Source organism: Lysobacter stagni (assembly GCF_030053425.1).
Lineage (GTDB): Bacteria > Pseudomonadota > Gammaproteobacteria > Xanthomonadales > Xanthomonadaceae > Lysobacter_J > Lysobacter_J stagni.
The window spans coordinates 1,071,345-1,093,719 of record NZ_JASGBI010000001.1; the positions used below are offsets into that span (position 1 = coordinate 1,071,345).

Consider the following 22,375-nt stretch of genomic DNA (forward strand, 5'->3'; position numbering starts at 1 on the left):
ATTGCCGCGAGGTGTGTCATGGCCACACGAGAGCTGTTCGCCTATCTGTGCGTGCGCGATGCGCAGGCCGCCATCGCCTTCTACCGTGACGTGTTCGGCGCCAGTGAGACGTTGCGGCTGGTCGATGCCGGTGGGCGCATCGGCCATGCCGAAGTGACGGTCGACGGTACCACGCTGATGCTCTGCGAGCCGTACCCGGAGTACGGCATCCTCCCGCCCGATCCCGCGTCGCCGTCGAGCGTGACCTTGCATGTGCATGTGGATGACGCCGATGCCGTGATCGCCGGCGCGCTTGCCGCCGGCGCGGAACTGGTGATGCCCGCGCGCGACCAGTTCTACGGCGAGCGCTCGGGTGTCGTGCGCGATCCGCAGGGGCACCGGTGGAACATCGGCCATAGCATCGAGGACGTCGATGCGCAGGAAATGCAGCGACGCTTCGCGGCATTGACCGCGCCCTGCTGATGTCCGCCGGCTGAACGCATCCCGCGCCGATCACGCGCGTTGCACGGCTCCCGGCGTACTGGTCGATGCCGTCACGATGGTCGCCTGTGTGGAGGTGCGGTGAAACGGACGACGTGGATCCTGATAGTGCTCGCGCTGGCGGGTTGTGGCGGCCAGGCGACGTTGCGTTCCGGCGAGGACACCGGCCCCAGGCCGGTCATCGCGACGCCTTCGCAGGGTGTGTTCCCCACGGTGAACGTCGCGACCGCCACCGGTTGGGCGAACGGCGAAACACCGACGCCGGCAGCTGGTTTGTCGGTGGTCGCATTCGCCACCGGGCTGGATCACCCGCGTTGGTTGTACGTGCTGCCCAATGGCGACGTGCTGGTGGCCGAGAGCAATGCGCCTCCGGGCAAGCGCGGCATCGGTGGCATCAAGGGCAAGGTGATGGGCTCGTTGATGAAGAAAGCGGGCTCCGGCGTGCCCAGCGCCAATCGCATCACCCTGCTTCGCGATGCCGACGGCGACGGCGTGGCCGAGACGCGCAGTGTTTTCGCCGCAAATCTTGTCTCGCCCTTCGGCATGGCGCTGGTGGGCGATACGTTGTACGTGGCCAATGCGGAATCGCTGGTGCGGTTCCCTTACGTTGCGGGGCAACGCGCTGCGGGCGGCGCGTCGCAGAAGGTCGTCGACCTGCCCGGCGGTGGAAACCAGTTCAACCATCACTGGACCAAGAGCCTGCTCGCATCCCCGGACGGCGCGCGGCTGTATGTCGGCGTGGGTTCCAACAGCAACGTCGCCGACAACGGCATGGAGGCCGAAGTCGATCGTGCCGCGGTGCTGGAGGTGGATCCGGCCTCCGGCACGCGCCGCGTCTTCGCCAGCGGACTGCGCAATCCCGTCGGCCTTGCATGGGAACCACGCAGCGGTGCCCTCTGGGCCGTGGTGAACGAGCGCGATGAGCTCGGCAGCGATCTGGTCCCCGACTACCTCACGCGTGTGGATGCAGGCGCGTTCTACGGTTGGCCCTACAGCTACTGGGGAAATCACGTCGACGAACGCGTGAAGCCGCAACGACCCGACCTTGTCGCCACGGCGCGCGTGCCGGATTACGCGCTGGGCGCGCACGTCGCGGCGCTCGGCCTGGCCTTCGCCACCGGTAACCGGTTGGGAGATGCCTTCACGGAAGGCGCGTTCATCGGATTGCACGGCTCGTGGAACCGCGAGCCGCGCAGCGGCTACAAGGTGGTGTTCGTACCCTTCCGCGACGGCCGGCCCAGCGGTGCCATGACCGAGGTCCTGACCGGATTCCTCGATGGCGATGGCCATGCGCGCGGGCGGCCGGTAGGCGTGGCCGTGTCGCGCGATGGCGCCTTGCTGGTCGCCGACGATGTCGGCAACACGGTTTGGCGCGTCAGCGCGGCGCGTTGACGCGCGCTGTCAGGCCTGCACGGCCTGTCGTTGCGCGGCGAGGAACGCACGCAGCGAAGCCGGTTTGACCGGCTTGGTCAGCACGCGGCAGCCATGCTCGCGCGCGGCGATCTTCAACGCATCGCTGCCATCGCCGGTGAGCAGGGCGGCGGGCAGCGTGCGTCCACATTGCGCGCGCAATGCATCGATCACGCCAAGGCCGTCCAGTCGATCGTGCAGGTGGTAGTCCACCAGCGCCACGTCGGGCTGCTGCGGCAACAGTGCCAGCGCCTCGTCGGCATTGGCGGCGGTCAGCGCGACCACGCCCCAGCGCTGAAGCAGGCTGCGCATGCCATCGAGGATCTCCCGATCGTTGTCCACGCACAGCACGCGCAGCCCGGCGAGGGAATCGCCGCCGACCACCAGGTGCGGCTCCGGCAACGGCGCGACATACATCGCGCGGCCAAAGGGCACGGTGATGGAGAACACGCTGCCCACGTTGATACGGGACCGCACGCGCAACGGATGCTCGAGCGTCCGGGCGATGCGCTGGCAGATCGACAGGCCCAGGCCGAGTCCGCGCTCGCCGCCCAGGCTGGGCTGCTCGAAGCGGCGGAACTCGTCGAAGATCTGCGTCAGATGGTGCTCGGAAATGCCCGGACCGCTGTCCCACACCTGCAGCTCCACCGCACCGTCGCGGATGCGCGCGGCGATCAGCACGCCGCCTTCGCGCGTGTAGCGCAGTGCGTTGGCCAGGAAGTTCTGCAACGCGCGTCGCAGCAGTCGACGGTCGCTGCGCACGGGACGCGGGCGATCCGGCGCGCGTACGCGCAGCTGCAGACCGCGGCCCGCAGCGACCGGCGCGTACTGCGCCACCAGTTCGCGCAGCAGCTCGTTGACGTCGAAGTCGGTGATCTCGATACGCAGCGCGCCGGCGTCGAGGCGCGAGATGTCGAGCAGGCCGTCGAGCAGGTCCTCGGCGGCGCGCAGCGAGGCATCGACGCGCTCGGCCAGGCGTGCCTGCTCACTCGAATCCGGCGTTTCGCGCAACGCGCTGGCGAACAGGCGTGCGGCGTTGAGCGGCTGCAGCACGTCGTGGCTGATCGCGGCGAGGAAGCGCGTCTTGGATTGTTGTGCGGCCTCGGCTTCCCGAGTTCGCAGCTCCACGCGCTGCTCCAGCGTTTCGTTGACCTCGCGCAGGCCCTGCTCGGCGCGCTTGTAGTCGGTGACATCGCTGTAGGTGGTGACATAACCGCCCGGCAACGGGCGCCCGCGCATCTCGATCACCTGGCCGTTCGCGCGCACGCGTTCGAACACGTGCGGCGCGCCCGCGCGAAGGTGGTTGAGCCGGCGCCGCACCTGCTCCTCGATGTCGCCGGGCCCCATCTCGCCGCGTTCGGCGTTCCAGCGGATCAGGTCGGTGACGGGGCGGCCGACGTAGAGCATGCCGTCGGGGTATTCGAACAGCTCCTGGTAGCGGCGGTTCCATGCGACCAGGCGCATCTCGGCATCCACCACGCTGACGCCCTGGCTGATGTTCTCCAGCGTGGTCGAGAGAATCTGCCGGTTGAAACGCAGCTCCTGGTTCGCCTCGTCCAGCAGCGCCACCACTTCGCCCAGCTCCATGCCTGAGCCGCGCAGCGCGGTGGTCAGCGTGAGTCGCGCCGAGGCGGCACCGATGGCCGAGGCCAGGAGGCGTTCGGTGAACTGTGCGAGCGCGCGATCCGCGGGTTCCTCCGGCTGCCAGGCACGCCCCTGCTGCTGTGCATACTCCTCGAACGCGCGACGCGCGTGGCGTTCACCGACGATGCGTTCGGCCAACGCCAGCAGTTCACCGCCGCGCACACTGCCCGCCCAACCGCCGGGCCCAAGCGCGGGCCGCTGCACGTAGGGGTCGAGGAAAGGCGCGGCGAGCAACTGCTCCTGCAAGCGCGGGCGCTGCCGCACCGACACGAACACGAACACGCCGACGTTGAACAGCAGCGACCAGAATGTGCCGTGCGTGAGCGGGTCCCACCCGTGCAGGCCGAACAACTGTTCAGGACGCAGCCAGTCCACGCCCAGCGGCCCCTGTTCGATCCACCCGGTCGCGAGCCAGCCGCCCCGGGCCAGCGCCGGCAGCAGCAGTGTGTACAACCACAGCACGGTGCCGGCGAACAGGCCGGCGAACGCGCCCGCGCGACTCGCGCCGCGCCAGTACAGGCCACCGATCAACGCCGGTGCGAACTGCGCGACGGCGGCGAATGCGAGCAGGCCGTGCTGCGCCAGCGTGTCCTCGCCCGCGGCGTAATAGGCCGAACCGCGGTGATAGCCGTAGGCCATCATCGCCAGCACGAAGATGGTGACGCGCCGCACCCACAGCACCTGCTTGTCGATGCCGATGCTCTCGTTCGGGGCGCGTCCGTGCAGGGCGCCGCCGCGCAGCAGCAGCGGCATGATCAGGTCGTTGCTGACCATGGTCGCCAGCGCGACGCTGGCCACGATCACCATGCCGGTCGCCGCGGAGAAGCCGCCGATGTAGACGATCAGCGCGAGCGTTTCCTGCTTCAGCGCCAGTGGCAGCGCCAGAACGTAGGTGTCCGGCGAGGCGCCGGTGCCGGCGAGCAGGCTCTGGCCCGCCAGCGTGATCGGCACCACCAGCAGCGAGATCAGCACCAGGTACGCGCCGAACAGCCAGCGCGCGGAGCGAAGGTCGGATGGGTCCTGGCATTCGACCACCGCGACATGGAACTGGCGCGGCAGGCACACGATGGCGGTGAAAGCCAACAACGTCTGCGCGACGAAGCCCGCCGGGAGACCCGGTGCCATCACCACCGGCGCGGCCTGCACCATCCGTTCGAGCAGGTTGCCCGAGCCCGGCAGGTGCAACAGCGCGAATACGCCGATGGCGAGGAAGGCCAGCAGCTTCACCAGCGATTCGAGCGCGACCGCCAGCACCATGCCGCGGTGGTGCTCGGTGGCATCGATCTGGCGCGTGCCGAACAGGATCGCGAACACCGCCAGCAGCAGCGCGACGTAGAACGCAGGATCGGACAGCAGGCCGGCATCGCTGGGCACATCGGCCAGCACTTCCACGCTCATCGCCACGGCCTTGAACTGCAGTGCGACGTAAGGCACCGCGGCGGTCAGCGCGACCGCCGCCACCAGCGCCGCCAGCCCAGGCGCGCGGCCGTAGCGCGAGGACAGGAAGTCGGCGATCGAGACGATGCGGTGCTCGCCGGAGATCAGGACCAGACGTTCCAGGATTCGCCAGCCGAAGGCCAGCATCAGCAACGGGCCGAGATAGATCGGCAGGAAGCCCAGCCCCGTGCGGGCCGCGGTACCCACCGCGCCGTAGAAGGTCCACGACGAGCAGTACACCGCCAGCGCCAGTGAATACACCGCCGGTCGCAACCAGCGCGCCTTGGGCGTGGTCTCGCGCTGGTCGCCGTAGTAGGCGACCACGAACAGCACGCCGACGTAGCCCGCCGACACCAGCAGCAGAATCCAACCCGGGATCACCCTGCGTCCTTCCTCGTGCGATGACGGACCGAGTGTAGAACGGCCCGCGCCCGCGGGCTCGGCCGCGGGGGCTGAACGCGCGCGTCAGATCAGGGAATCGGCAAGACGGGCAATGCCTTCCACGCTGCGATGCCAGCGTGGCCGGCGCCGCCAGTCCTCGAGCGTGACCCGCTGCGCATCGGCCAGGTAGCCGTCCTGGACCGCGTGCAGGCGGGCTGTCACGGCCGGATCGAAGCAGACCAGTCCCGCCTCCGCATTGAGGGCGAAGGAGCGGATGTCGAGGTTGATCGAACCGATCAGCGCGATGCGGCCGTCGACACTCAGGTGCTTGGCATGCAGGAAGTGCGGACGGTGCAGGGCGATGTGCACGCCGGCCTGCAGCAGTTCGTCGTAGTACGACCGCTGGGCCCAGCGTGTGAGCCGCTGGTTGTTGCTCAGCGACAGGATCAGCTGCACTTCCACGCCCGACAGCGCCGCCACGCGCAGCGCGCCGAGGGTGACGTCGTCCGGCACGAAGTAGGGCGTGGTCAGCACCACGCGCTGCCTCGCGCGCTGGATCAGCGCGACCACGACGTTGCGCGCATTCTCGAACGGATACGCCGGGCCGCCCGGAAGCAGCTGGGCTGGCGTGTTTCCGGCAAGCGTGTCGACGAAGGCATCCAGAGTCAGCCGCTCACCCGTCTCGATGAACCAGTCGCTCGCGAACAATGCCGCGATCTGCCGCACCACCGGCCCGCGAACGCGTGCGACCAGCTCGCGATTGGGATGCTCGCGCACGAAGGTGGCGTCGGCCAGGTTCTGCGAGCCGACATAGCCCCACGTCCGGTCGATCAGCGCGAGCTTGCGATGGTTGCGCAGGTCCATGCGCGACAGGCTGCGCCAGGCCAGCCCACCGGCGAGCATCGCGTGGACCTCGACCCCGGCCGCTGTGAGCGGACGCCGGAACGCGCGCAGGCCCGGCTTGGCACCCACCGCATCGAGGAGCACGCGGCACCGCACGCCGCGCGCGGCGGCGCGCACCAGCGCGTCGGCGACGGCGCGGCCGCTGCGGTCATCGAACATGAGGTAGTACAGCAGGTGCACTTCCTCGCGGGCGGCATCGATGTCGGCAATCAGCGAGGCCAGCGACGCGTCGTAGTCGTCGAGCAGCTCGACCGAGTTGCCCTGCATGGGCATGAAATCGCCCAGGCGCTCGATGAGTCGCGTGATGTCCTCGGTGTCGCTTTGTCCGGGCGACCAGCGCAGCGCGCCCAGGCCGGCCTGGCGATCGCGAATCAGCTGCGAGGCATGCGCCTGGCGCTGGCGTCGCACCCGCGCCAGCCATGGATGTCCCAGCACCAGATAGAGCGGCAGCCCGAACAGCGGCACGAACCCGACCAGCAGCAACCAGCTGCGCGCCGCCGCCGGTGGACTGCGTACCGGGATCCACGCCAGCGCCGCCAGCCGGATCAGCCAGTCCAGCAGGAACAGCCAGTAACCGGGGATCAGGTCGAAGCCCATGCCGGCATTGGAGCACGTTCCGCATACGACATTGGCGTGGTGCATTTGGGAACGTTCCCATGGCCGCCAATGGATACGCCGCCCAGGCTCAAGGCCTTTGTCAAAGGCGGCATGCATGAAACGAATGAACTGGAAGTGGGCAGATCTTGGAAGGGCGATGCTGGAGGGGCCGTCGCAGGGCGCGTGGGCGCGTTGCATGGCGGCGTCCCGTCTGGGCAGCATCGAACTGGCCGCCCAGGAATGGTCGATCTGGGTGCAGGTGCGCGGCCAGGCGTGGGTCGAGGCGAAGGAAGGGCGCTTCTTCCTGCGTCGCGGCGACTGGATTGCCCTGTCGCGCGACTCGCACCCGACCCTGCAGGCGGACCCGGGCGGCCTGTGCGTCGGGGTGTCCGTCGCTGACGATGCGATGAAGGCGATGGCACAGTTCTCGGAGTTCGGCCTGCATGCGGGTCGGGGGCACCTGGCGCAGCGTGACGTGCGCACCTACACGCGGCTATGGCATCGGCTGGCGGCGAATCTGGACAAGGGCGCCTCCCCGCCTCGCATGGACGCGCCACTCCGTTGCCTTCTGCTGCATCTGGAATCGATGCAGGGCGAGTACCGCTCGCGCCTGCAGCGCTGCCCTGGCCCGTCGCTCGGACGCAAGCGACAGGTATTCGACCGCATGCAGCGCGCCCGCCTGTACCTGGAGGGCAACTGCGATCGCATGGTGCGCGTGAGCGAGCTGGCGGAGAGGACGCAGTTCTCGGTCTGGTACTTCTCGAAAGTGTTCCACAAGCTGTACGACGAGAGCCCTCAGTCGGCGTCCGCGGCCATGCGACTGGAGCACGCGGCGAACCTGCTGGTCTCCACGCCGATGACCATCGGCGAGGTCAGCGTGGCGTCCGGTTTCGACAACAACTGCAGCTTCGCGCGCAGCTTCCGCGCGCGCTTCGGCATGACGGCGACGGACTACCGAGGTGGACAGCACTTTCGCCACGACGCGCAAACCTGCGGAACGGCGCGGGCAAATCACATCGCCGCCCCCGGCGATTCGGTCGGCTACGCCCGGAAAAACGCCGATTCCCCCTCCCGCCCTAACGTGACTGGACGTTTAACACGCCCATAACGCGGCGGGAGAGAAGTACAGATGAAGCAATACAACAAGCGCGCCGCCGTGCGCGTCGGCATGCTGCCGTTCGGCATTGCGATCGCGCTGGCGCCGGTGATGGCAAGCGCACAGGAAGCTGCGGAGAAGAACGCCACTACGCTCGATGCCGTGACGGTAACCGGCTCGCGCATCCGCCAGGCAAGCATCGAAACCGCACAGCCGGTCATCAGCCTGAGCAGGGCCGACATCCAGAAGCAGGGCTTCACCAGTGTTGCGGACATCGTGCAGAACATCAGCGCGGCCGGCTCGCCTGCGATCAGCCGCGCTGATGCGCTGGCCTCCGGCGAAGAGGTTGGCGGCCAGTACGTGGATCTGCGCAATCTGGGCCCCCAACGCACGCTGGTGCTGATCGACGGCAAGCGCATGGGCGTCAGCTCGGGTGGGTACTCCGACTTGGCTTCGATTCCTACCTCAGCGGTGGAGCGCATTGAAGTGCTGACGGATGGTGCGTCGGCGCTTTATGGCTCTGACGCGATCGCTGGTGTGATCAACATCATCACGCGCAGGAACTTCGACGGTGCGGAAGCCAGCGCTTACATTGGTCAGTACGGCCAGGGTGACGGTGATAAGCAGGTCTACAGCTTCATCCTGGGAAGCGCGGGCGAACGCAGCGCGGTCATGCTGGGAGCGGAGTACACCAAGGAAGATCCGGTCGCAGCATCTGCCCGTCCGTTCAGTGCTTACGGTCAGGGCCCCTACCATCCCGCTCCCATTGACCTTGCCAACGGCACGGTCGCATCGAACGGATGGAGTGCGGTCTCTGCGCGCGGTGTGATCTCGAGCGGTCCTTGTGGCGGCGGTCTGCCCTCAGTCTCCACTGAGGCGCTTTGTGGAAAGGGCATCGGTCGCAGCTGGTCTGTGGATGCAGGCGGCGACCCGGCGAAGTTCGCCGACTACCACCCGACCAACGCCTCCGACTACGCCAACTCCAACGCGCAGATGCTGCTGCAGACGGGCATCGAGCGTCGGTCGCTCTTCGCCAATGGCGGATACGACATCACCGACAACGTGCGCTTCACCGCGGATGCCCTCTACACGCATCGCGAGACGCTGCAGCAGATCGCGGGCTATCCCTACCGTTCCTCGGCCTACGGCACTCCGCTGGCCGCGACGAGCTATTTCAACCCGCTGGGCAAGAACATCACCTTCCAGCGTCGTACTTGGGAAGTGCCGCGTCAGACTCGCTCGGAACTGACGACCTATCGCTTCTCGGGGGGCTTCGAAGGCTCCTTCGACATCGGCAACAAGCCTTGGGACTGGGATGCCGGCTATGTCTACAACCAGAACAAGGGCCTCAAGACCGGCACCGGCAATCTGTTCCTTCCTCACGTTGAGGATGCCGTGGGTCCGTCGTTCCTCGATGCGGATGGTGTGATCAGGTGTGGCGGTGCGGGCGCGGCGATCGAAGGTTGCGTGCCCTGGAACCCGCTTTCGCCATATGGCGCCGCCACTGCCGGCAACCTTTCGGATCCGGCGTTGCAGGCCTATCTGTTCCTGCCGAGCCATGACACTTCCGAGACCACCACTCAGGTCTACAGCGCCAATATCAGCGGCGTCCTGGGCACTCTGCCGGCCGGCGACGTCGGTATGGCCGCCGGTTTCGAGCACAGGCGCGAGCAAGCCCGGTACGAGCCGGATGCGCTGAACCAGTCGGGCCTTTCCACGGACCTGTCCGGTGGCGTGACGGCAGGAGGCTACTCCCTGAATGAGTTCTACCTTGAGTTCAACGTGCCGATCCTCGCGGATGTGGCCGGCGCCAAGGAGCTCTCGTTCGATGTTGCGGGTCGCTACTCCGACTACGACACCTTCGGCAACACCGTGAACGGCAAGTTCGGCCTCAAGTGGAAGCCGATCGACGACCTGCTGGTGCGCGGCACGTACTCCACGGGCTTCCGTGCGCCGACGGTGTCCGACCTGTATGGCGGCACCAGCGAAACGTTCGACAGCTACACCGACCCTTGCGACACGCTGTTTGGTGCGGCGACGCGTAACGCCGACGTGGCCACCCGTTGCGTGGGTAGTGTGCCGGCGAACTTCCGTCAGGAAGCCTCGGGCGGCGCGCCGGCGAGTGGACCGGGTGCGCAGTCGAATTATGCGTATCTGTCCGGGTCCAATCCGCTCCTGACGCCGGAAACGTCCAAGAGTTCCACCATTGGCTTTGTCTACAGCCCCGCCTGGGCTGAAGGCCTGGACGTCAGTCTCGACTGGTGGAAGATCCGGATCGATAACGTCATTGCCTCGGAATCCGTCACCTCCATCCTCAACGCGTGCTACGTACAGAACATTGCATGCGCTGGCTTCGAGCGTGACACCAAGACCGGCCAGGTCGTGGATGCGACACGTACGCTGGTTAACGGTGGCTATCAGGAGTCGGCTGGCTACGACCTGGGGGTGGCCTATCGCCTTCCTGAGACCTCCATCGGTCAGTTCAAGATCGACTGGAAGTCGACCTATGTCGACTATCTTGAGTACAAGCGCGACAACGAAACGGATACCCCGGTCATTCTGTACACCGGCTGGGGTTCCAACTTCCGGATCCGCTCGAACCTGACGATCGACTGGACGAAGAGCGACTTCGGCGCTTCTTGGTCGACGCGCTATTACTCGAGTATGAGAGAGGCATGCGCGTATGACCTGCAGGGTGGACCGGAATGCAACATCCCGGGCTTCGTGTCTGCGTACACGCTGGAGCAGCCTTCCCACGAGCGCGGCGCCAACACGTTCCATGACGTGCAGTTCCGTTACAACACGCCTTGGAATGCGACCGTGGCCGTGGGCGCGAACAACGTGTTCGACCATCAGGGTCCGGTCATGTACAGCGATCCGAATAGCGATTTCGACTACTACGGTGGTTTCGACATCGGTCGCTTCTACTACCTGAAGTATCAGCAGCGCTTCTGATCGGCAGTCTCACCGCAACAAGCAGTACCACTACGGCCCCGCAAGGGGCCGTAGTGCTTTGTGAACTCCTTTCCTGTACGCCGGCAACGCGCATGAAGTTGGGCAGCGGCCGCGCATGCCCGGAATACGCCCAAACAAAAAGCCCGCCTTTCGGCGGGCTTTTTGCTTTATCGCATCGAACAAGCCGGAAGGCGGCTTACTTGATCTTGCCTTCCTTGTACGTCACGTGCTTACGAACGACGGGGTCGTACTTCTTGACCTCCATCTTGTTCGGCGTGTTCTTCTTGTTCTTGTCCGTGGTGTAGAAGTGGCCGGTGCCGGCCGAGGAGATCAGGCGGATCTTGTCGCGCTTGGAAGCCATGGTTCAGTTCTCCTCAGATCTTCTCGCCGCGGGCACGCATGTCGGCCAGCACGGCGTCGATGCCGTTCTTGTCGATGGTGCGCAGGGCAGCGCTGGAAACGCGCAGCTTCACCCAACGGTTTTCCGAAGCGACCCAGAAGCGGCGCTCGTGGAGGTTGGGGAGGAAACGGCGGCGGGTCTTGTTCATGGCATGCGAGACGTTGTTGCCAGTCGTCGTTCGCTTGCCCGTTACTTGGCATACACGGGACATACGCACCTCGAGAGGTAATGGGCTTCCCTTGGCCAGGGAGGCGGCGGCCCCTCCGCTTCCGGACTTCCGGCGGCGGTGCACGATGCGGGTTGGATTTCCTGGCTGCCGGTGGCGGGGCGGAATCGTGCTTCCGGGTCCCGCCCGGTCGTGGCCACAAGGGCAGACCGGACGCAGCGAGCCGCGCATTATGCCCGGGAACCGTGTCCCGGGCAAGCACTTATCCACAGGCCCTGTGGCGGCCGGGTGTCGCCGCCATACCGGCGCGCGGCCGGACTCAGTCCGCCTTGGCCGTGGCCGTGGCGGACGTGCGGATGAACGCGCGGACCTGTTCCTCCAGCACCGGCAGGGGCACCGAGCCCTCGCTGAGCAGTGCGTCGTGGAAGGCCTTCACGTCGAACTTCGGGCCCAGCGCCTTCTCGGCCTCCTCGCGCAGGCGGACGATGGTGATCTCGCCCAGCTTGTAGCTCAGCGCCTGGGCCGGCCAGGAGATGTAGCGGTCGACCTCGGTGGTGACCTCGTGTTCGCTCAGCGCGGTGCGATCGCGCAGGTAAGCCAGCGCCTGGTCGCGGGTCCAGCCCTTGTGGTGCACGCCGGTGTCGATGACCAGGCGGCAGGCGCGCCACATCTCGTAGGTCAGGCGGCCGAAGTCTTCGTAGGGCGTCTCGTAGATGCCCATCTCCACGCCGAGCTTCTCGCTGTACAGCCCCCAGCCTTCGCCGTAGGCCGAGATGTAGGTTTCGCGGCGGAACTCGGGCAGCTCACCCTGCTCCTTGGCCAGCGAGCCCTGCAGCGCATGGCCCGGTGCGGACTCGTGCAGCGTCAGCGCGGGCAGGTTGTAGAGCGGGCGCGAGGGCAGGTCGTAGGTGTTGACCCAGTACGTGCCCGCGCCGCCACGACCGCTGGTCCAGAACGGCGCGATGTCCGGCGGCACCGGGACGATGGTGAAGCGGCCGCGCGGCAACGTGCCGATGAACTTGCCGACCTCGCCGTCCACGCGCTTGGAGATCCACGCGGCGCGATCCAGCAGTTCCTGCGGGGTCTTCGCATAGAACTGCGGGTCGGTGCGCAGGAACGCCAGGAAATCCGCGAAGCTGCCCTTGAAGCCGACCTGCTGGATGATCGCGTCCATCTCCGCCTGGATGCGCGCGACTTCCTTCAGGCCGATCTGGTGGATCTCCTCCGGGCTCAGGTCCAGCGTGGTGTATTCGCGGATCTGCTGGCGGTAATAGGCCTTGCCGTCGGGCATCTGCTCGGCGCCGAGCGTGGTGCGGGCCTTGGGCACGTATTCCTTGCGGAAGAAGGTGAGCAGCTTCGCGTACGCGGGAATGACGTTCTCGCCGATCGCCGCCGACGCATCGGCGCGCAGACGGGCCTGCTCGTCGGCGGGGATCGATGCCGGCATGCGCTTGAACGGATCGTAGAACTTGGATTCCTGCGGATCCTTCAGGTCGGCGACGGCGGTGATGGAACCGTCGCGTCCGTCGAGCACCGCGCGCGGCACGCTGAAACCGCGCGACAGGCCGGCACGCATGTTCGCGATGTTCTGGTCGAAGTAGCGCGGCACGTCGCGCAGGCGATCGATGTAGGCGCGGTAGTCCTCGCTGGTTCGCATCGGACGGCGCGCCATGAAGCCCAGGTTGGACCAGAACGAGGAATCCGAATTGAACGGCATCTCGTATCCGCGCAGTCGCACGTCGGCGGCCAGGTTCTCCACCTGCGACTGGTACACCTCGAAATTCACCTTGTTCTGCGTATCCAGCTGCGCGGCGTCGATGCCCTTGAGCTGGGCCAGCACGTCATCCCACACCTTCAGCCGCGCCTTCTGCGAGGCGGCATCCACGGACGGCAGGCGGTGGCGGCTGCCGGAGGTGTCGCTGTCCTCGTCGGACATCGCCAGCTCGTCCTGTCGCCACTTCCATTCCTTCGTGTAGATGGCCTCGAAGCGGTCGTCGACCGGACCGGCCACGGCCGTGGACGAGAGAAGGGCGAGCTGGGCCGACAGCGCGGTGGCGAGGAGCAGTCGTTTCACGGCAAGGACCTGGATGGGCAAGCGCCGATCTTCGCATTCCGGGCCATGCCGTGGTTGGCGGGATGCCGGGGTTTTGGGCGGCTCCCCGTCACAGGTCCCGATGCGTACGCCCCCGTCGGGTCAGTGACTGGCGCGGTCGCGCTTCCAGCCGCGGTGTTTGATGTCCAGGTACAGGCTGTAGGCTGCGGTGAAGGCCGGGAAGAGGTTCTGGATCACGCCCACCGAGTCCTGCTTCTGTGAGAACAGGAAGTAGCTCAGCGTCATCACGCTGCCCACCAGGCTCATGTACCAGAACAGGCGGGGAATCACGGGGCGTCCGTACTGACGTGATGCGAGGAACTGCACCAGCCAGCGGCCGCCGAACATGAGCGCGCCGGTCAGGCCGATGATCTTCCACGGCGACATGTGCAGCCCGGTCCATTCGAGCCAGGCGATGGGGTGGTTCATGAAGTCGAATTCCATGGCGCGGTCCCGTGGAGGCGTGTGTCCGGTCCGGAAGCGGAGCGCAGGGCATGCGGCGCCGCCGGCGACCGCTGGCCGCGCGACGGCCCGCCCTGTCTATCAGATTTCGCGGGTGCGGGTGATCTTGCTGCGCGTGATCAGCCAGGCCACGCCACGAAGGTCGCGGATGCCCACCAGCGCACGGTTGAGGTTGTTGTACTTGGACACGCCCGTCGAACGCGCGCGGTGGTTCACCGGCACGCTCACCGTCTTCCAGCCCGCGCGCTGCATCAGCGCCGGCAGGTAGCGGTGCATGTGGTCGAAGTACGGCAGGTCGAGGAAGGCCGCGCGTTCGAACAGCTTGATGCCGCAGCCGGTGTCGGGCGTGTCGTCGCGCAGCATGCGCGCGCGGATCGCGTTGGCCCACTTCGATGCCCAGCGCTTGCTGCCGCTGTCCTGGCGGTTCACGCGCCAGCCGGCGAAGAGCTTGATGTCGGACGCCGCGCGGGCGCGTTCGGCGATCAGTTTGGGAATGTCGGCCGGATCGTTCTGGCCGTCGCCGTCCAGCGTGGCCACCCACGTGCCGCGCGCGGCTTTCACGCCGGTGCGGATCGCGGTGCTCTGGCCGCTCTGGCTTTCGTGGTGCACCACGCGCAACTCGGGCACTTCGGCCTTGAGCGCCGTCAGCACGGCGAGGGTGTCGTCGCGCGAGCGGTCGTCGATGTAGACGATCTCGAAGTTGCCGCCGTCGTCCGCCGCGCGGCCGCGCAATGCGGCGGTGATCTCGTGCACCAGCGGCGCGACGTTGTCGCGCTCGTTGAACACCGGCACCACCACGGAAAGCTGGGGGGATGTGCTCACGGGCATCACGCCTTGTCACCGAAGTAGTCGCGACACCACGCCACGACCTGGGGCAGGCCGGTCTCGATGGACGTGGCCGGTTCGAAGCCGAACGCTTCCTGCGCGCGCTGGGTGTCGGCCATGGTCTCGATCATGTCGCCCGGTTGCATGGGTTTGTACACCTTCTGCGCCGCGGTGCCCGCGGCCTGTTCAATGACCGCGATGAAGCGCTCGAGTTCCACTGGCGTGTGGTTGCCCAGGTTGAACACGCGGTGCGGAACGGCCGGTGGCGGCAGATGCGTCGGCGGCGGATGGTCGAGCGCGCCGAGCACGCCGGCGACGATGTCGTCGACGAAGGTGAAATCGCGCCGCATCTTGCCGTGGTTGAAGACGTCGATGGGCCGCCCCGCCAGCACCGCGCGCGAAAACAGCAACGGCGCCATGTCAGGTCGGCCCCACGGTCCGTACACGGTGAAGAAGCGCAGACCGGTCGCGCGCAGGCCGTAGAGGTGCGCGTAGGTGTGCGCCATCAGCTCGTTGGCGGCCTTGGTCGCCGCATAGAGCGAACGCGGCTGGTCGATGCGCTGGTCCTCGGAGAACGGCGGCGTGGCCGAATCGCCGTACACCGACGAGGAGCTGGCATACACCAGGTGCTGCACGCCGCGATGACGGCACAGCTCCAGCATGTTGACGAAGCCGGCGAGGTTGCTGTCGACGTACGCGTGCGGGTTGCTCAGCGAATAACGCACGCCCGCCTGCGCCGCGAGGTGGATCACCTGCGTGGGCGCGATCTCGTCGAACAGCGCGGCCAGGCCGTCGCGATCGGTGAGGTCGAGCGCGCGGATGTCCACGTCCGGGCAGAGCGCGGCCACGCGGTCGCGCTTGATCTGCGGATCGTAGTAGTCGTTGTAGTTGTCCAGGCCGACGACGGTGGCGCCGCGCGCTTTCAATGCGCGGCAGGTGTATGCACCGATGAAGCCGGCGGCGCCGGTGACGAGGATGGTGCCGGGGGAGGTATCAGCCATCTGGGTCGTGTTGGGAGAGGAAAGTCAGTCCGGGAACGGGTGGATGTCGAAGCCCAGGGTCAGTTTGAGATCCGCCAGGCCGGCGCCCAGGGACGGGTCCAGTTCGAATCCGAAGCTGTCCTGGCCCGACAGGCCGATGGACAGGCCGCACCGGCCGCCGCGGATGAAGAACGTGTGCAGCGCGTCGCGGTGCATCGCCAGTCGCTGCTGCACGCCACGAAGGTAGTCCTGCAGATCCTCATCCGACCAGTTTCGCGATCCGAGTGTCAGATTCGTGTAGGCGTAGCTCTCGCGGTACACACCGTCCAGCGGCGCGCCGCCGGGCGTGGAACGCGGTTCGCCGGCGCGCCAGGTGCGTTCCGGCGTCAGGCCCAGCTGATCGAAGAGGGGACGCAGGTCGTCGCGCGGATGCATCGCGCGCAGTGCAACCCGGTAGCGGTACGGGTTCATGCCGACACCTCGAACTTACTCCGTGACGGTGCCGCGCAGCCGTTCCAGCACGCCCTCGAGCGAATCGAGGTCGGTGTAGTGGATCACCAGCCGGCCCTTGCCGCCGCGGCCATGCAACACGTTGACCTTGGTGCTGAGCGATTCGGACAGCTCGCGTTCCAGCGCGGCGATGTCGGCCTGCGGCTTGGCCTTGGCCGCCTTGGGCTTGGCCGTGCTGCTGGTCGGGATCACCCCGGCGGACACCTGCTGCACGCGGTGTTCGACCTCGCGCACCGACCAGCCGTGTTCGGCGGCCTGGCGTGCCAGTGCGATGGCAGCCTGCGGCGCAAGCGCCAGCAGGGCGCGGGCATGGCCCATTTCCAGCGAGTGGGTTTCCAGCAGCACGCGGATCTCGGCGGGCAACTCCAGCAGGCGCAGCAGGTTGGACACCGCGGCACGCGAACGTCCGACCGCCTCGGCGGCCTGCGCGTGGGTCAGGTCGAACTCGTCGATCAGCCGCTGCAGCGCGTTGGCTTCTTCCAGCGGGTTGAGGTCCTCGCGCTGGATGTTCTCGATCAGCGCCATCGCGACCACGGTGCGGTCGTCGACTTCGCGGATGACGACCGGGATTTCGCTCAGCCCCGCCAGTTGCGAGGCACGCCAGCGGCGTTCGCCGGCGATGATCTCGTAGCGCTTGCCGCCCAGGTCGCGCACGACGATGGGCTGGATCACGCCCTGTGCCTTGATCGACCCGGCCAGCTCTTCCAGCTTTTCCTGGTCCCAGTGCTTGCGCGGCTGGTACTTGCCGGGCGTGAGTGCATCCACCGGCAGGTGGCGCAGGATGTCGCCCTCGACCGCCTCCAGCGCCGGCGCCTCGGCGGCGGCCTTGGGGCCCAGCAGTGCTTCGAGGCCGCGGCCCAGGCCGCGCTTCTTGGCTACGCTCATGCAGTCGTCTCCTTCGCTTCGGCGCGGGCGGCCTTGCCGGCCTGTTCGCGCTCGCGCTGGCGGCGCAGCACTTCGCCCGCCAGCCCCATGTAAGCGATGCCGCCGCGGCTGGCGCGGTCGTAACCGACGATGCTCTGGCCGTAGCTGGGCGCTTCGGCCAGGCGCACGTTGCGCGGCACGATGGTGCGGAAGACGCGGTCGCCGAAATGCTTGGTCAGTTCCGCCGAGACGGCGTTGGCCAGGTTGTTGCGCACGTCGAACATGGTGCGCAGCACGCCTTCGATCTCCAGCGCGGGATTGAGGTTGGCCTTGAGCGCATCGATCGTGTCGATCAGTGCGCTGATGCCTTCCAGCGCGTAGTACTCGCACTGCATCGGCACGATGATCGAATCCGCGGCGGTCAGCGCATTGAGCGTGAGCAGCGACAGCGCCGGCGGGCAGTCGATCAGGATGAAGTCGTAGTTCGCACGCAGCGGCGCGAGCGCGGTCTTGAGGCGCTGCTCGCGGCCCGCTTCGCTCATCAGGCTGATTTCCGCCGCCGTCAGCTCGATATTGGCCGGCAGCAGGTCGAATTCCTCGGCGGTGCGCTTGAGGATCGAGGTCGCGTCGGCTTCGCCCAGCAACACGTCGCAGATCGTGTCCTCGATCTCGCGCTTGTCGATGCCGCTGCCCATGGTGGCGTTGCCCTGGGGATCGAGATCGACCAGCAAAACGCGCTTGGGCGTCTTCGCCAGGGCGGCGGCCAGGTTGACGGCGGTGGTGGTCTTGCCGACCCCGCCTTTCTGGTTGGCAACGGCGATGATGCGGGCCATGCGGCTCGTCCTGGGCTGTGTATGCGGAATGAGACCGGCGTGGGGCCGGACCGGTGATTATGCCCGGATGGGAACTCGCGCGCGCCCTCGCCCGTTCCTGTACGGGCGGCGATCGGTGCCGATCCGGCGAGTGCGACGCCGGATCAAGCACTTGCGGTGCCCGCCTTCAGACGGGCGGTTCCGATCGGTTTACGGAGCCGTGCGGCCGATCACGACCAGATGGCGTTCGGCGTCCAGCCCCGGCACGCGCAGGGGGTGCGAGGCCTGCACGGCCCAGCCGGCCGGCAGCGCGGCGATCTCGTCGGCGGGGTAGACGCCCTTCATCGCCAGCAGGCGGCCGTCGGGCTTGAGCAGGTGGCCGCCCAGTTCGAGGATCAACGGCAGCGTGGCCAACGCGCGCGCGGTGATCGCGTCGTACGCGCCGGGTTCGTCCACCGCTTCGATGCGCGATTCGGCCACGCGCGCGTCCTTCAGGCCCAGCTGGCGGATCGCCTCGCGCATGAACCGCGCCTTCTTGCCGTTGCTCTCCACCAGCGTGACCTGCAGGCCCGGTTTGACGATCGCCAGCGGAATGCCGGGAAGTCCGGGGCCGGTCCCCAGGTCCGCCAGGCGCCCGCCGCGCGCGGCCAGATCGTCGAGGAAGGGGTGCATCGCCAGCGAATCGAGCAGGTGCTTGGTCACCATCTCGTGCGGATCGCGCACGGCGGTGAGGTTGTAGGTGCGGTTCCAGCGCAGCAGCAGCGCCAGGTAGTCCAGCAGCGGCGTCGCGGCGGCGGGGTCCAGCGCGAGCGCGCGCAGACCATCGTCCAGCGTCCGTCGCAGCGACGGGTCGAGAGGGGCGGGGGTGTTCATGGAGCCGGAGCGGGGGGCGGAATTCGGGAAAGGGTAACTGACCGGCCGCAGGCGCCGCTCCTGCGCGTCTCCCGCGGCGCCGCGATCCGGGGGATCAGTCCGTCCGTCGCCAGGCCAGGGCGCCCAGGTAGTCCGGCTCCGGCCGCAGCTCCTGCAGCGACCAGTCCTCGGCGTGGCCCAGCGCAGGGTCGCATTCGGCCAGTCGCAATACGCCGTCCTGCTCGGCGAAGCGCAGGCGATGCAGGCCGAACGAAATGCCGTGCCCGTGCGCCTTCAACAGCGCTTCCTTCGCGCACCACAGGCGCAGGAAGCCGTGATCGCGCACGGCCGTGGACGGGGCCGCGTGCAGCCATGCCAGCTCGGGGCCGGTGAAGAAACGCTGCGCCAGTTCCAGGGCGCGGCCCCGCGGACGTATCCGCTCCAGGTCGATGCCCACCTGTACGCGATGGCCGAGCGCGATCAGCAGCCCGTCGCCGCTGTGGCTCCAGTTGCAGTCCCAGTCCGACAGCGCGCCCCCCAGGCGCGGGCGGCCGCGCACATCGCGCTCCAGCGGAAGGTCGGCGGGCGATAGGGAAAGCTCGCCGGCGAGCCAGCCGCGCGCCAGCGGCTCGGCCGGCGCGCGGGGCGGATGGGGGCACCAGGCCCAGCGCACGACGCCGGGCCCGGTCCCGCCGGCGGGCGTCGTTGGGGCTGCGGACAGCGACATGAACTGATCATATGGGTTCGAAGACGGCCCCCAGCGTAAGCTAGCGCAGGGGAGGCGGCGAAGCCGCTGGTACACGGAACACCACATGTCCGCGGTTGTCGACGTTGTCATCACTACTCAAGTTGCGCCCGTTCCGCTCACCTGCGGGGACGGCGCGCGCGCGATCGCCTTCGACGCGGGCCGCGCAATCGATCTGCGCACCTTCACTCGTCAGGTGCGCGCGCTGGCCGCCACGCTGCCGCACGCGCGACACGCGATCAACCTGTGCGAAGACCGCTACCGTTACCTCGTGGCCTTCTGCGCGGCCGCGGTGCGTGGGCAGACCACGCTGATGCCGGCTTCGCGGGCGCCGGCGATGATCGAACAGGTCCTGGCGCAATACCCCGATGCCTACTGCATCACCGACGTCGAACTGTCTCCGGCGCCGCCGCACTGCGTGCGCATGCTCGCCACGCTGGACGAACTCGACGGAGAGCCGCTGATGCTCGAGGACGAATGGCGCGTCGCGATCGGGTTCACGTCCGGCAGCACCGGCCAACCGCGTCCCTACGACAAGACCTGGCGCAGCTTCCGTACCAGCACCGCGCAGAATCTGGCCGCGCTCGACGGACTGCTGTCGGCCAATGGCGTCACGCACGTCATCGCCACCGTACCGCCGCAGCACATGTACGGCATGGAGATGACCGTGCTGCTGCCGCTGCTGGGACAGGTGTCGGTGCATTCGGCGCGCCCGCTGTTTCCCGCCGACGTGGTGCGCGCCCTGTGCGATGCGCCCTCGCCGCCGCTGCTGGTCACCACGCCCGTGCACCTGCGCGCGCTGGTCGCCTCGGACCTGCCGCTGCCGCCGCTGGCCGGCATCGTCTCGGCGACGGCGCCGTTGCCACCGGAACTCGCTGCCCAGGCCGAAGCGCGCTTCGGTTGTGAAGTGCGCGAGGTATTCGGTTCGACTGAGACCTGCGTGTTCGCGCGGCGCCGCACTGCGCGCGACGACGCATGGACGCCGCTGCCCGGCGTGCGACTGGCGCCGCAGCCCGACGGCACTGCCGTGCACGCGCCGCACTTGCGCGAACCGGTGGTGCTGGCCGATCTCATGGACGTCCACGCCGACGGCCGCTTCGAACTGCGCGGCCGCAACGCGGACCTGCTCGACATCGCCGGCAAGCGTGCATCGCTGGGCGACCTCACCCGCAAGCTGCTTGCCGTGCCCGGCGTCGAGGACGGCGTGGTGTTCCAGCTCGATGCCGAGGACGCCATCGGCGTGCGACGCATCGCGGCACTGGTGGTGGCGCCGCGCCTGGAGGAGGGCGACATCCTGCACGCGTTGCGGCAACACCTGGATCCGGTGTTCCTGCCGCGGCCTCTGCGTCGCGTCGCGTCGCTGCCGCGCAACGAAACCGGCAAGCTGCCGCGTCAGGCGCTGGAAGCGCTGCTGCACGGTCCCGCGCCCCTGCCCGTAGGCTGATGCCGGGCTGACGCCCCCATCACACCTGCCCGTCCAGACTCGCGTCGCCCCGCGCAGGGGTGACACCTGCCATCGCACTGGATCCAGGAGGCACGAGCATGATGGGCATCCTCATTTGGCTGGTCCTCGGCGGGATCATCGGCTGGATCGCCAGCCTGATCATGCGCACCGACGCACAGCAGGGCCTGTTCCTCAACATCGTCGTCGGCATCGTGGGCGCGCTCATCGGTGGCTGGCTCGGCGGATTGTTCGGCCTGGGCGGCGACATCAACGATGGCGACTTCTCCATCAGCGGCCTGCTGATGTCGCTGGTCGGCGCGATCGTGCTGCTGGCGATCGTCAACCTGTTCCGGCGTGGTCGCGTGCGCTGAAGCGGTTGCTCGAAGTGATTACGAAAAGGCCCGGCAATGCCGGGTCTTTTGTTTTCTGCATCGAGTCGCGTGGTCACCATGCGAAGGAAGCTGACCCAACCGGTGGTTGCGGCTTGGAGTCCCACTGGAAGCCCCGCCCGCATGGCGTTCTGACCCTCTTGCGGCCGCACCCGCGTCCTCTCGAATTTTTCCTATAGGCCACCGCCGCGCGGCGTGTTCAGTTGGCCTATCGCGCCTGACGCTGCACGCGCTTGCACGGAGAGAACGATGAAATGGAAGCACGCGGCTGCGACGGCCGCTTTGGCCGGTGTGGTGAGCGGCTGCCAGACGAAGCAGCCGGAGATCCAACGCGACCCGCATCCGCAGGAACGCTACGAGATCACGATGACGATCCAGGACGCGCCGGGTCCGTTCCGCAATATCGGCGGGGGCGTGCAGTACGACGTTGAGAACTGGGTGGACTGCATGCCCGAGAAGTGGACCTTCGAGAGAGGGCATTACCACGATCAACCCGACGAGTTCCTGCCGCTGACTTACACGAAGATCGCCGAGAACGTGTACCGGACGCGGATCACGGTGGACGCATTGGTGGACGAGGACTACCACGGGTTAGGTGCGTGCCGCTGGAAGATGACGGTGGTCACCTCGCGTCTGTATGGCAAGAGTGTTCGATTCACGCCGCGGCTTCATCTGGATGAGCTGCGAGCGCAACAGCCAAAGAAGGTCTACTTCTCTAAGCGCACCTACTTGTCCAACAAACTGGATGATTTCCCAGATTCAGGGGAGATCTCGCCCTCCGGTTTCGGTGCGGAAGTGCAGGATGAACTGTTCGCGATCACGTTGACACCGCGGAGGATCGCGCCATGACTTTGGGCGTCATGGACCGCGCCTATCTGCCCAAAGGGCATCCGGACCGTCGCCCCGAAACGTCGAGTGGTGACGCGATCCC

The 22,375-nt window shown here is 67.4% G+C and carries 20 protein-coding genes; 7 read left to right on the plus strand and 13 right to left on the minus strand.

The window, feature by feature from the left end:
* Window positions 1-18 precede the first annotated feature (18 nt).
* Both QLQ15_RS04770 and QLQ15_RS04775 read left to right on the plus strand, forming a co-directional pair.
* Window positions 19-462 carry a VOC family protein gene (locus QLQ15_RS04770; protein ID WP_283211702.1) on the plus strand — a complete coding sequence of 148 codons (444 nt, stop codon included), beginning with the start codon at window positions 19-21 and terminating at the stop codon, window positions 460-462.
* A 99-nt stretch (window positions 463-561) separates the two neighbouring features.
* Window positions 562-1,872: a PQQ-dependent sugar dehydrogenase gene (locus QLQ15_RS04775; protein WP_283211703.1), complete on the plus strand. Its 1,311-nt coding sequence runs from the start codon at window positions 562-564 to the stop codon at window positions 1,870-1,872.
* A 9-nt stretch (window positions 1,873-1,881) separates the two neighbouring features.
* On the opposite strand, the gene QLQ15_RS04780 is transcribed toward QLQ15_RS04775, so the two are convergent.
* Window positions 1,882-5,352 (minus strand): PAS domain-containing hybrid sensor histidine kinase/response regulator, encoded by a 3,471-nt coding sequence (locus QLQ15_RS04780; RefSeq protein WP_283211704.1) that lies wholly within the window; start codon window positions 5,350-5,352, stop codon window positions 1,882-1,884.
* An 84-nt stretch (window positions 5,353-5,436) separates the two neighbouring features.
* Window positions 5,437-6,852 carry a cardiolipin synthase gene (cls, locus tag QLQ15_RS04785; RefSeq protein WP_283211705.1) on the minus strand — a complete coding sequence of 472 codons (1,416 nt, stop codon included), beginning with the start codon at window positions 6,850-6,852 and terminating at the stop codon, window positions 5,437-5,439.
* A 115-nt stretch (window positions 6,853-6,967) separates the two neighbouring features.
* Between cls and QLQ15_RS04790 the strand changes: the two genes are divergently transcribed.
* Together QLQ15_RS04790 and QLQ15_RS04795 are read left to right on the plus strand one after the other, a co-directional pair.
* Complete coding sequence (locus tag QLQ15_RS04790) at window positions 6,968-7,960, plus strand: helix-turn-helix transcriptional regulator (protein ID WP_283211706.1); 993 nt, start codon at window positions 6,968-6,970, stop codon at window positions 7,958-7,960.
* A 21-nt stretch (window positions 7,961-7,981) separates the two neighbouring features.
* Window positions 7,982-10,903, plus strand: a complete 2,922-nt coding sequence (locus QLQ15_RS04795; protein WP_283211707.1) for a TonB-dependent receptor plug domain-containing protein — start codon at window positions 7,982-7,984, stop codon at window positions 10,901-10,903.
* Window positions 10,904-11,099: 196 nt separating this feature from the next.
* Here QLQ15_RS04795 and rpmG read toward each other — a convergent pair whose 3' ends face one another.
* From rpmG to QLQ15_RS04850, 11 genes are all read right to left on the minus strand, one after another.
* Complete coding sequence (gene rpmG / locus QLQ15_RS04800) at window positions 11,100-11,264, minus strand: 50S ribosomal protein L33 (RefSeq protein ID WP_158983112.1); 165 nt, start codon at window positions 11,262-11,264, stop codon at window positions 11,100-11,102.
* Window positions 11,265-11,277: 13 nt separating this feature from the next.
* Entirely contained in the window at window positions 11,278-11,514 is a 237-nt protein-coding gene (rpmB, locus tag QLQ15_RS04805; RefSeq protein WP_283211708.1) for a 50S ribosomal protein L28, read from the minus strand.
* A 274-nt stretch (window positions 11,515-11,788) separates the two neighbouring features.
* Window positions 11,789-13,543, minus strand: a complete 1,755-nt coding sequence (locus QLQ15_RS04810) for a DUF885 domain-containing protein (RefSeq protein ID WP_432277774.1) — start codon at window positions 13,541-13,543, stop codon at window positions 11,789-11,791.
* A 120-nt stretch (window positions 13,544-13,663) separates the two neighbouring features.
* A complete protein-coding gene (locus tag QLQ15_RS04815; protein WP_283211709.1) occupies window positions 13,664-14,005 on the minus strand; it encodes a lipid-A-disaccharide synthase N-terminal domain-containing protein in 342 nt (113 codons plus the stop codon).
* A gap of 99 nt (window positions 14,006-14,104) precedes the next feature.
* The gene (locus QLQ15_RS04820; RefSeq protein WP_283213929.1) at window positions 14,105-14,851 is read right to left on the minus strand and encodes a glycosyltransferase family 2 protein; all 747 of its coding nucleotides are present in this window, start codon (window positions 14,849-14,851) and stop codon (window positions 14,105-14,107) included.
* Window positions 14,851-15,849, minus strand: coding sequence for an NAD-dependent epimerase/dehydratase family protein (locus QLQ15_RS04825; RefSeq protein WP_283211710.1), 999 nt, complete (start codon window positions 15,847-15,849; stop codon window positions 14,851-14,853). Before QLQ15_RS04825 ends, QLQ15_RS04820 begins: the two co-directional genes overlap by 1 nt.
* 24 nt (window positions 15,850-15,873) lie before the next feature.
* The gene (locus tag QLQ15_RS04830) at window positions 15,874-16,299 is read right to left on the minus strand and encodes a DUF4279 domain-containing protein (protein ID WP_283211711.1); all 426 of its coding nucleotides are present in this window, start codon (window positions 16,297-16,299) and stop codon (window positions 15,874-15,876) included.
* A 15-nt stretch (window positions 16,300-16,314) separates the two neighbouring features.
* Window positions 16,315-17,223 carry a ParB/RepB/Spo0J family partition protein gene (locus tag QLQ15_RS04835; RefSeq protein ID WP_283211712.1) on the minus strand — a complete coding sequence of 303 codons (909 nt, stop codon included), beginning with the start codon at window positions 17,221-17,223 and terminating at the stop codon, window positions 16,315-16,317.
* Entirely contained in the window at window positions 17,220-18,035 is an 816-nt protein-coding gene (locus tag QLQ15_RS04840; RefSeq protein ID WP_283211713.1) for a ParA family protein, read from the minus strand. The genes QLQ15_RS04835 and QLQ15_RS04840 overlap by 4 nt, the downstream gene beginning before the upstream one ends.
* Window positions 18,036-18,224: 189 nt before the next feature.
* Window positions 18,225-18,887, minus strand: coding sequence for a 16S rRNA (guanine(527)-N(7))-methyltransferase RsmG (rsmG, locus tag QLQ15_RS04845; protein WP_283211714.1), 663 nt, complete (start codon window positions 18,885-18,887; stop codon window positions 18,225-18,227).
* A 94-nt stretch (window positions 18,888-18,981) separates the two neighbouring features.
* A complete protein-coding gene (locus tag QLQ15_RS04850; RefSeq protein ID WP_283211715.1) occupies window positions 18,982-19,593 on the minus strand; it encodes a 4'-phosphopantetheinyl transferase family protein in 612 nt (203 codons plus the stop codon).
* A gap of 109 nt (window positions 19,594-19,702) precedes the next feature.
* On the opposite strand from QLQ15_RS04850, the gene QLQ15_RS04855 reads away from it, so the two are divergent.
* From QLQ15_RS04855 to QLQ15_RS04865, 3 genes are all read left to right on the plus strand, one after another.
* On the plus strand, window positions 19,703-21,055 hold the full coding sequence (locus QLQ15_RS04855) for an AMP-binding protein (RefSeq protein ID WP_432277841.1): 1,353 nt from the start codon (window positions 19,703-19,705) through the stop codon (window positions 21,053-21,055).
* 101 nt (window positions 21,056-21,156) lie between these two features.
* Window positions 21,157-21,426, plus strand: coding sequence for a GlsB/YeaQ/YmgE family stress response membrane protein (locus QLQ15_RS04860; protein WP_283213930.1), 270 nt, complete (start codon window positions 21,157-21,159; stop codon window positions 21,424-21,426).
* A gap of 267 nt (window positions 21,427-21,693) precedes the next feature.
* The gene (locus QLQ15_RS04865; protein WP_283211717.1) at window positions 21,694-22,293 is read left to right on the plus strand and encodes a hypothetical protein; all 600 of its coding nucleotides are present in this window, start codon (window positions 21,694-21,696) and stop codon (window positions 22,291-22,293) included.
* The last annotated feature ends 82 nt before the right edge of the window (window positions 22,294-22,375 follow it).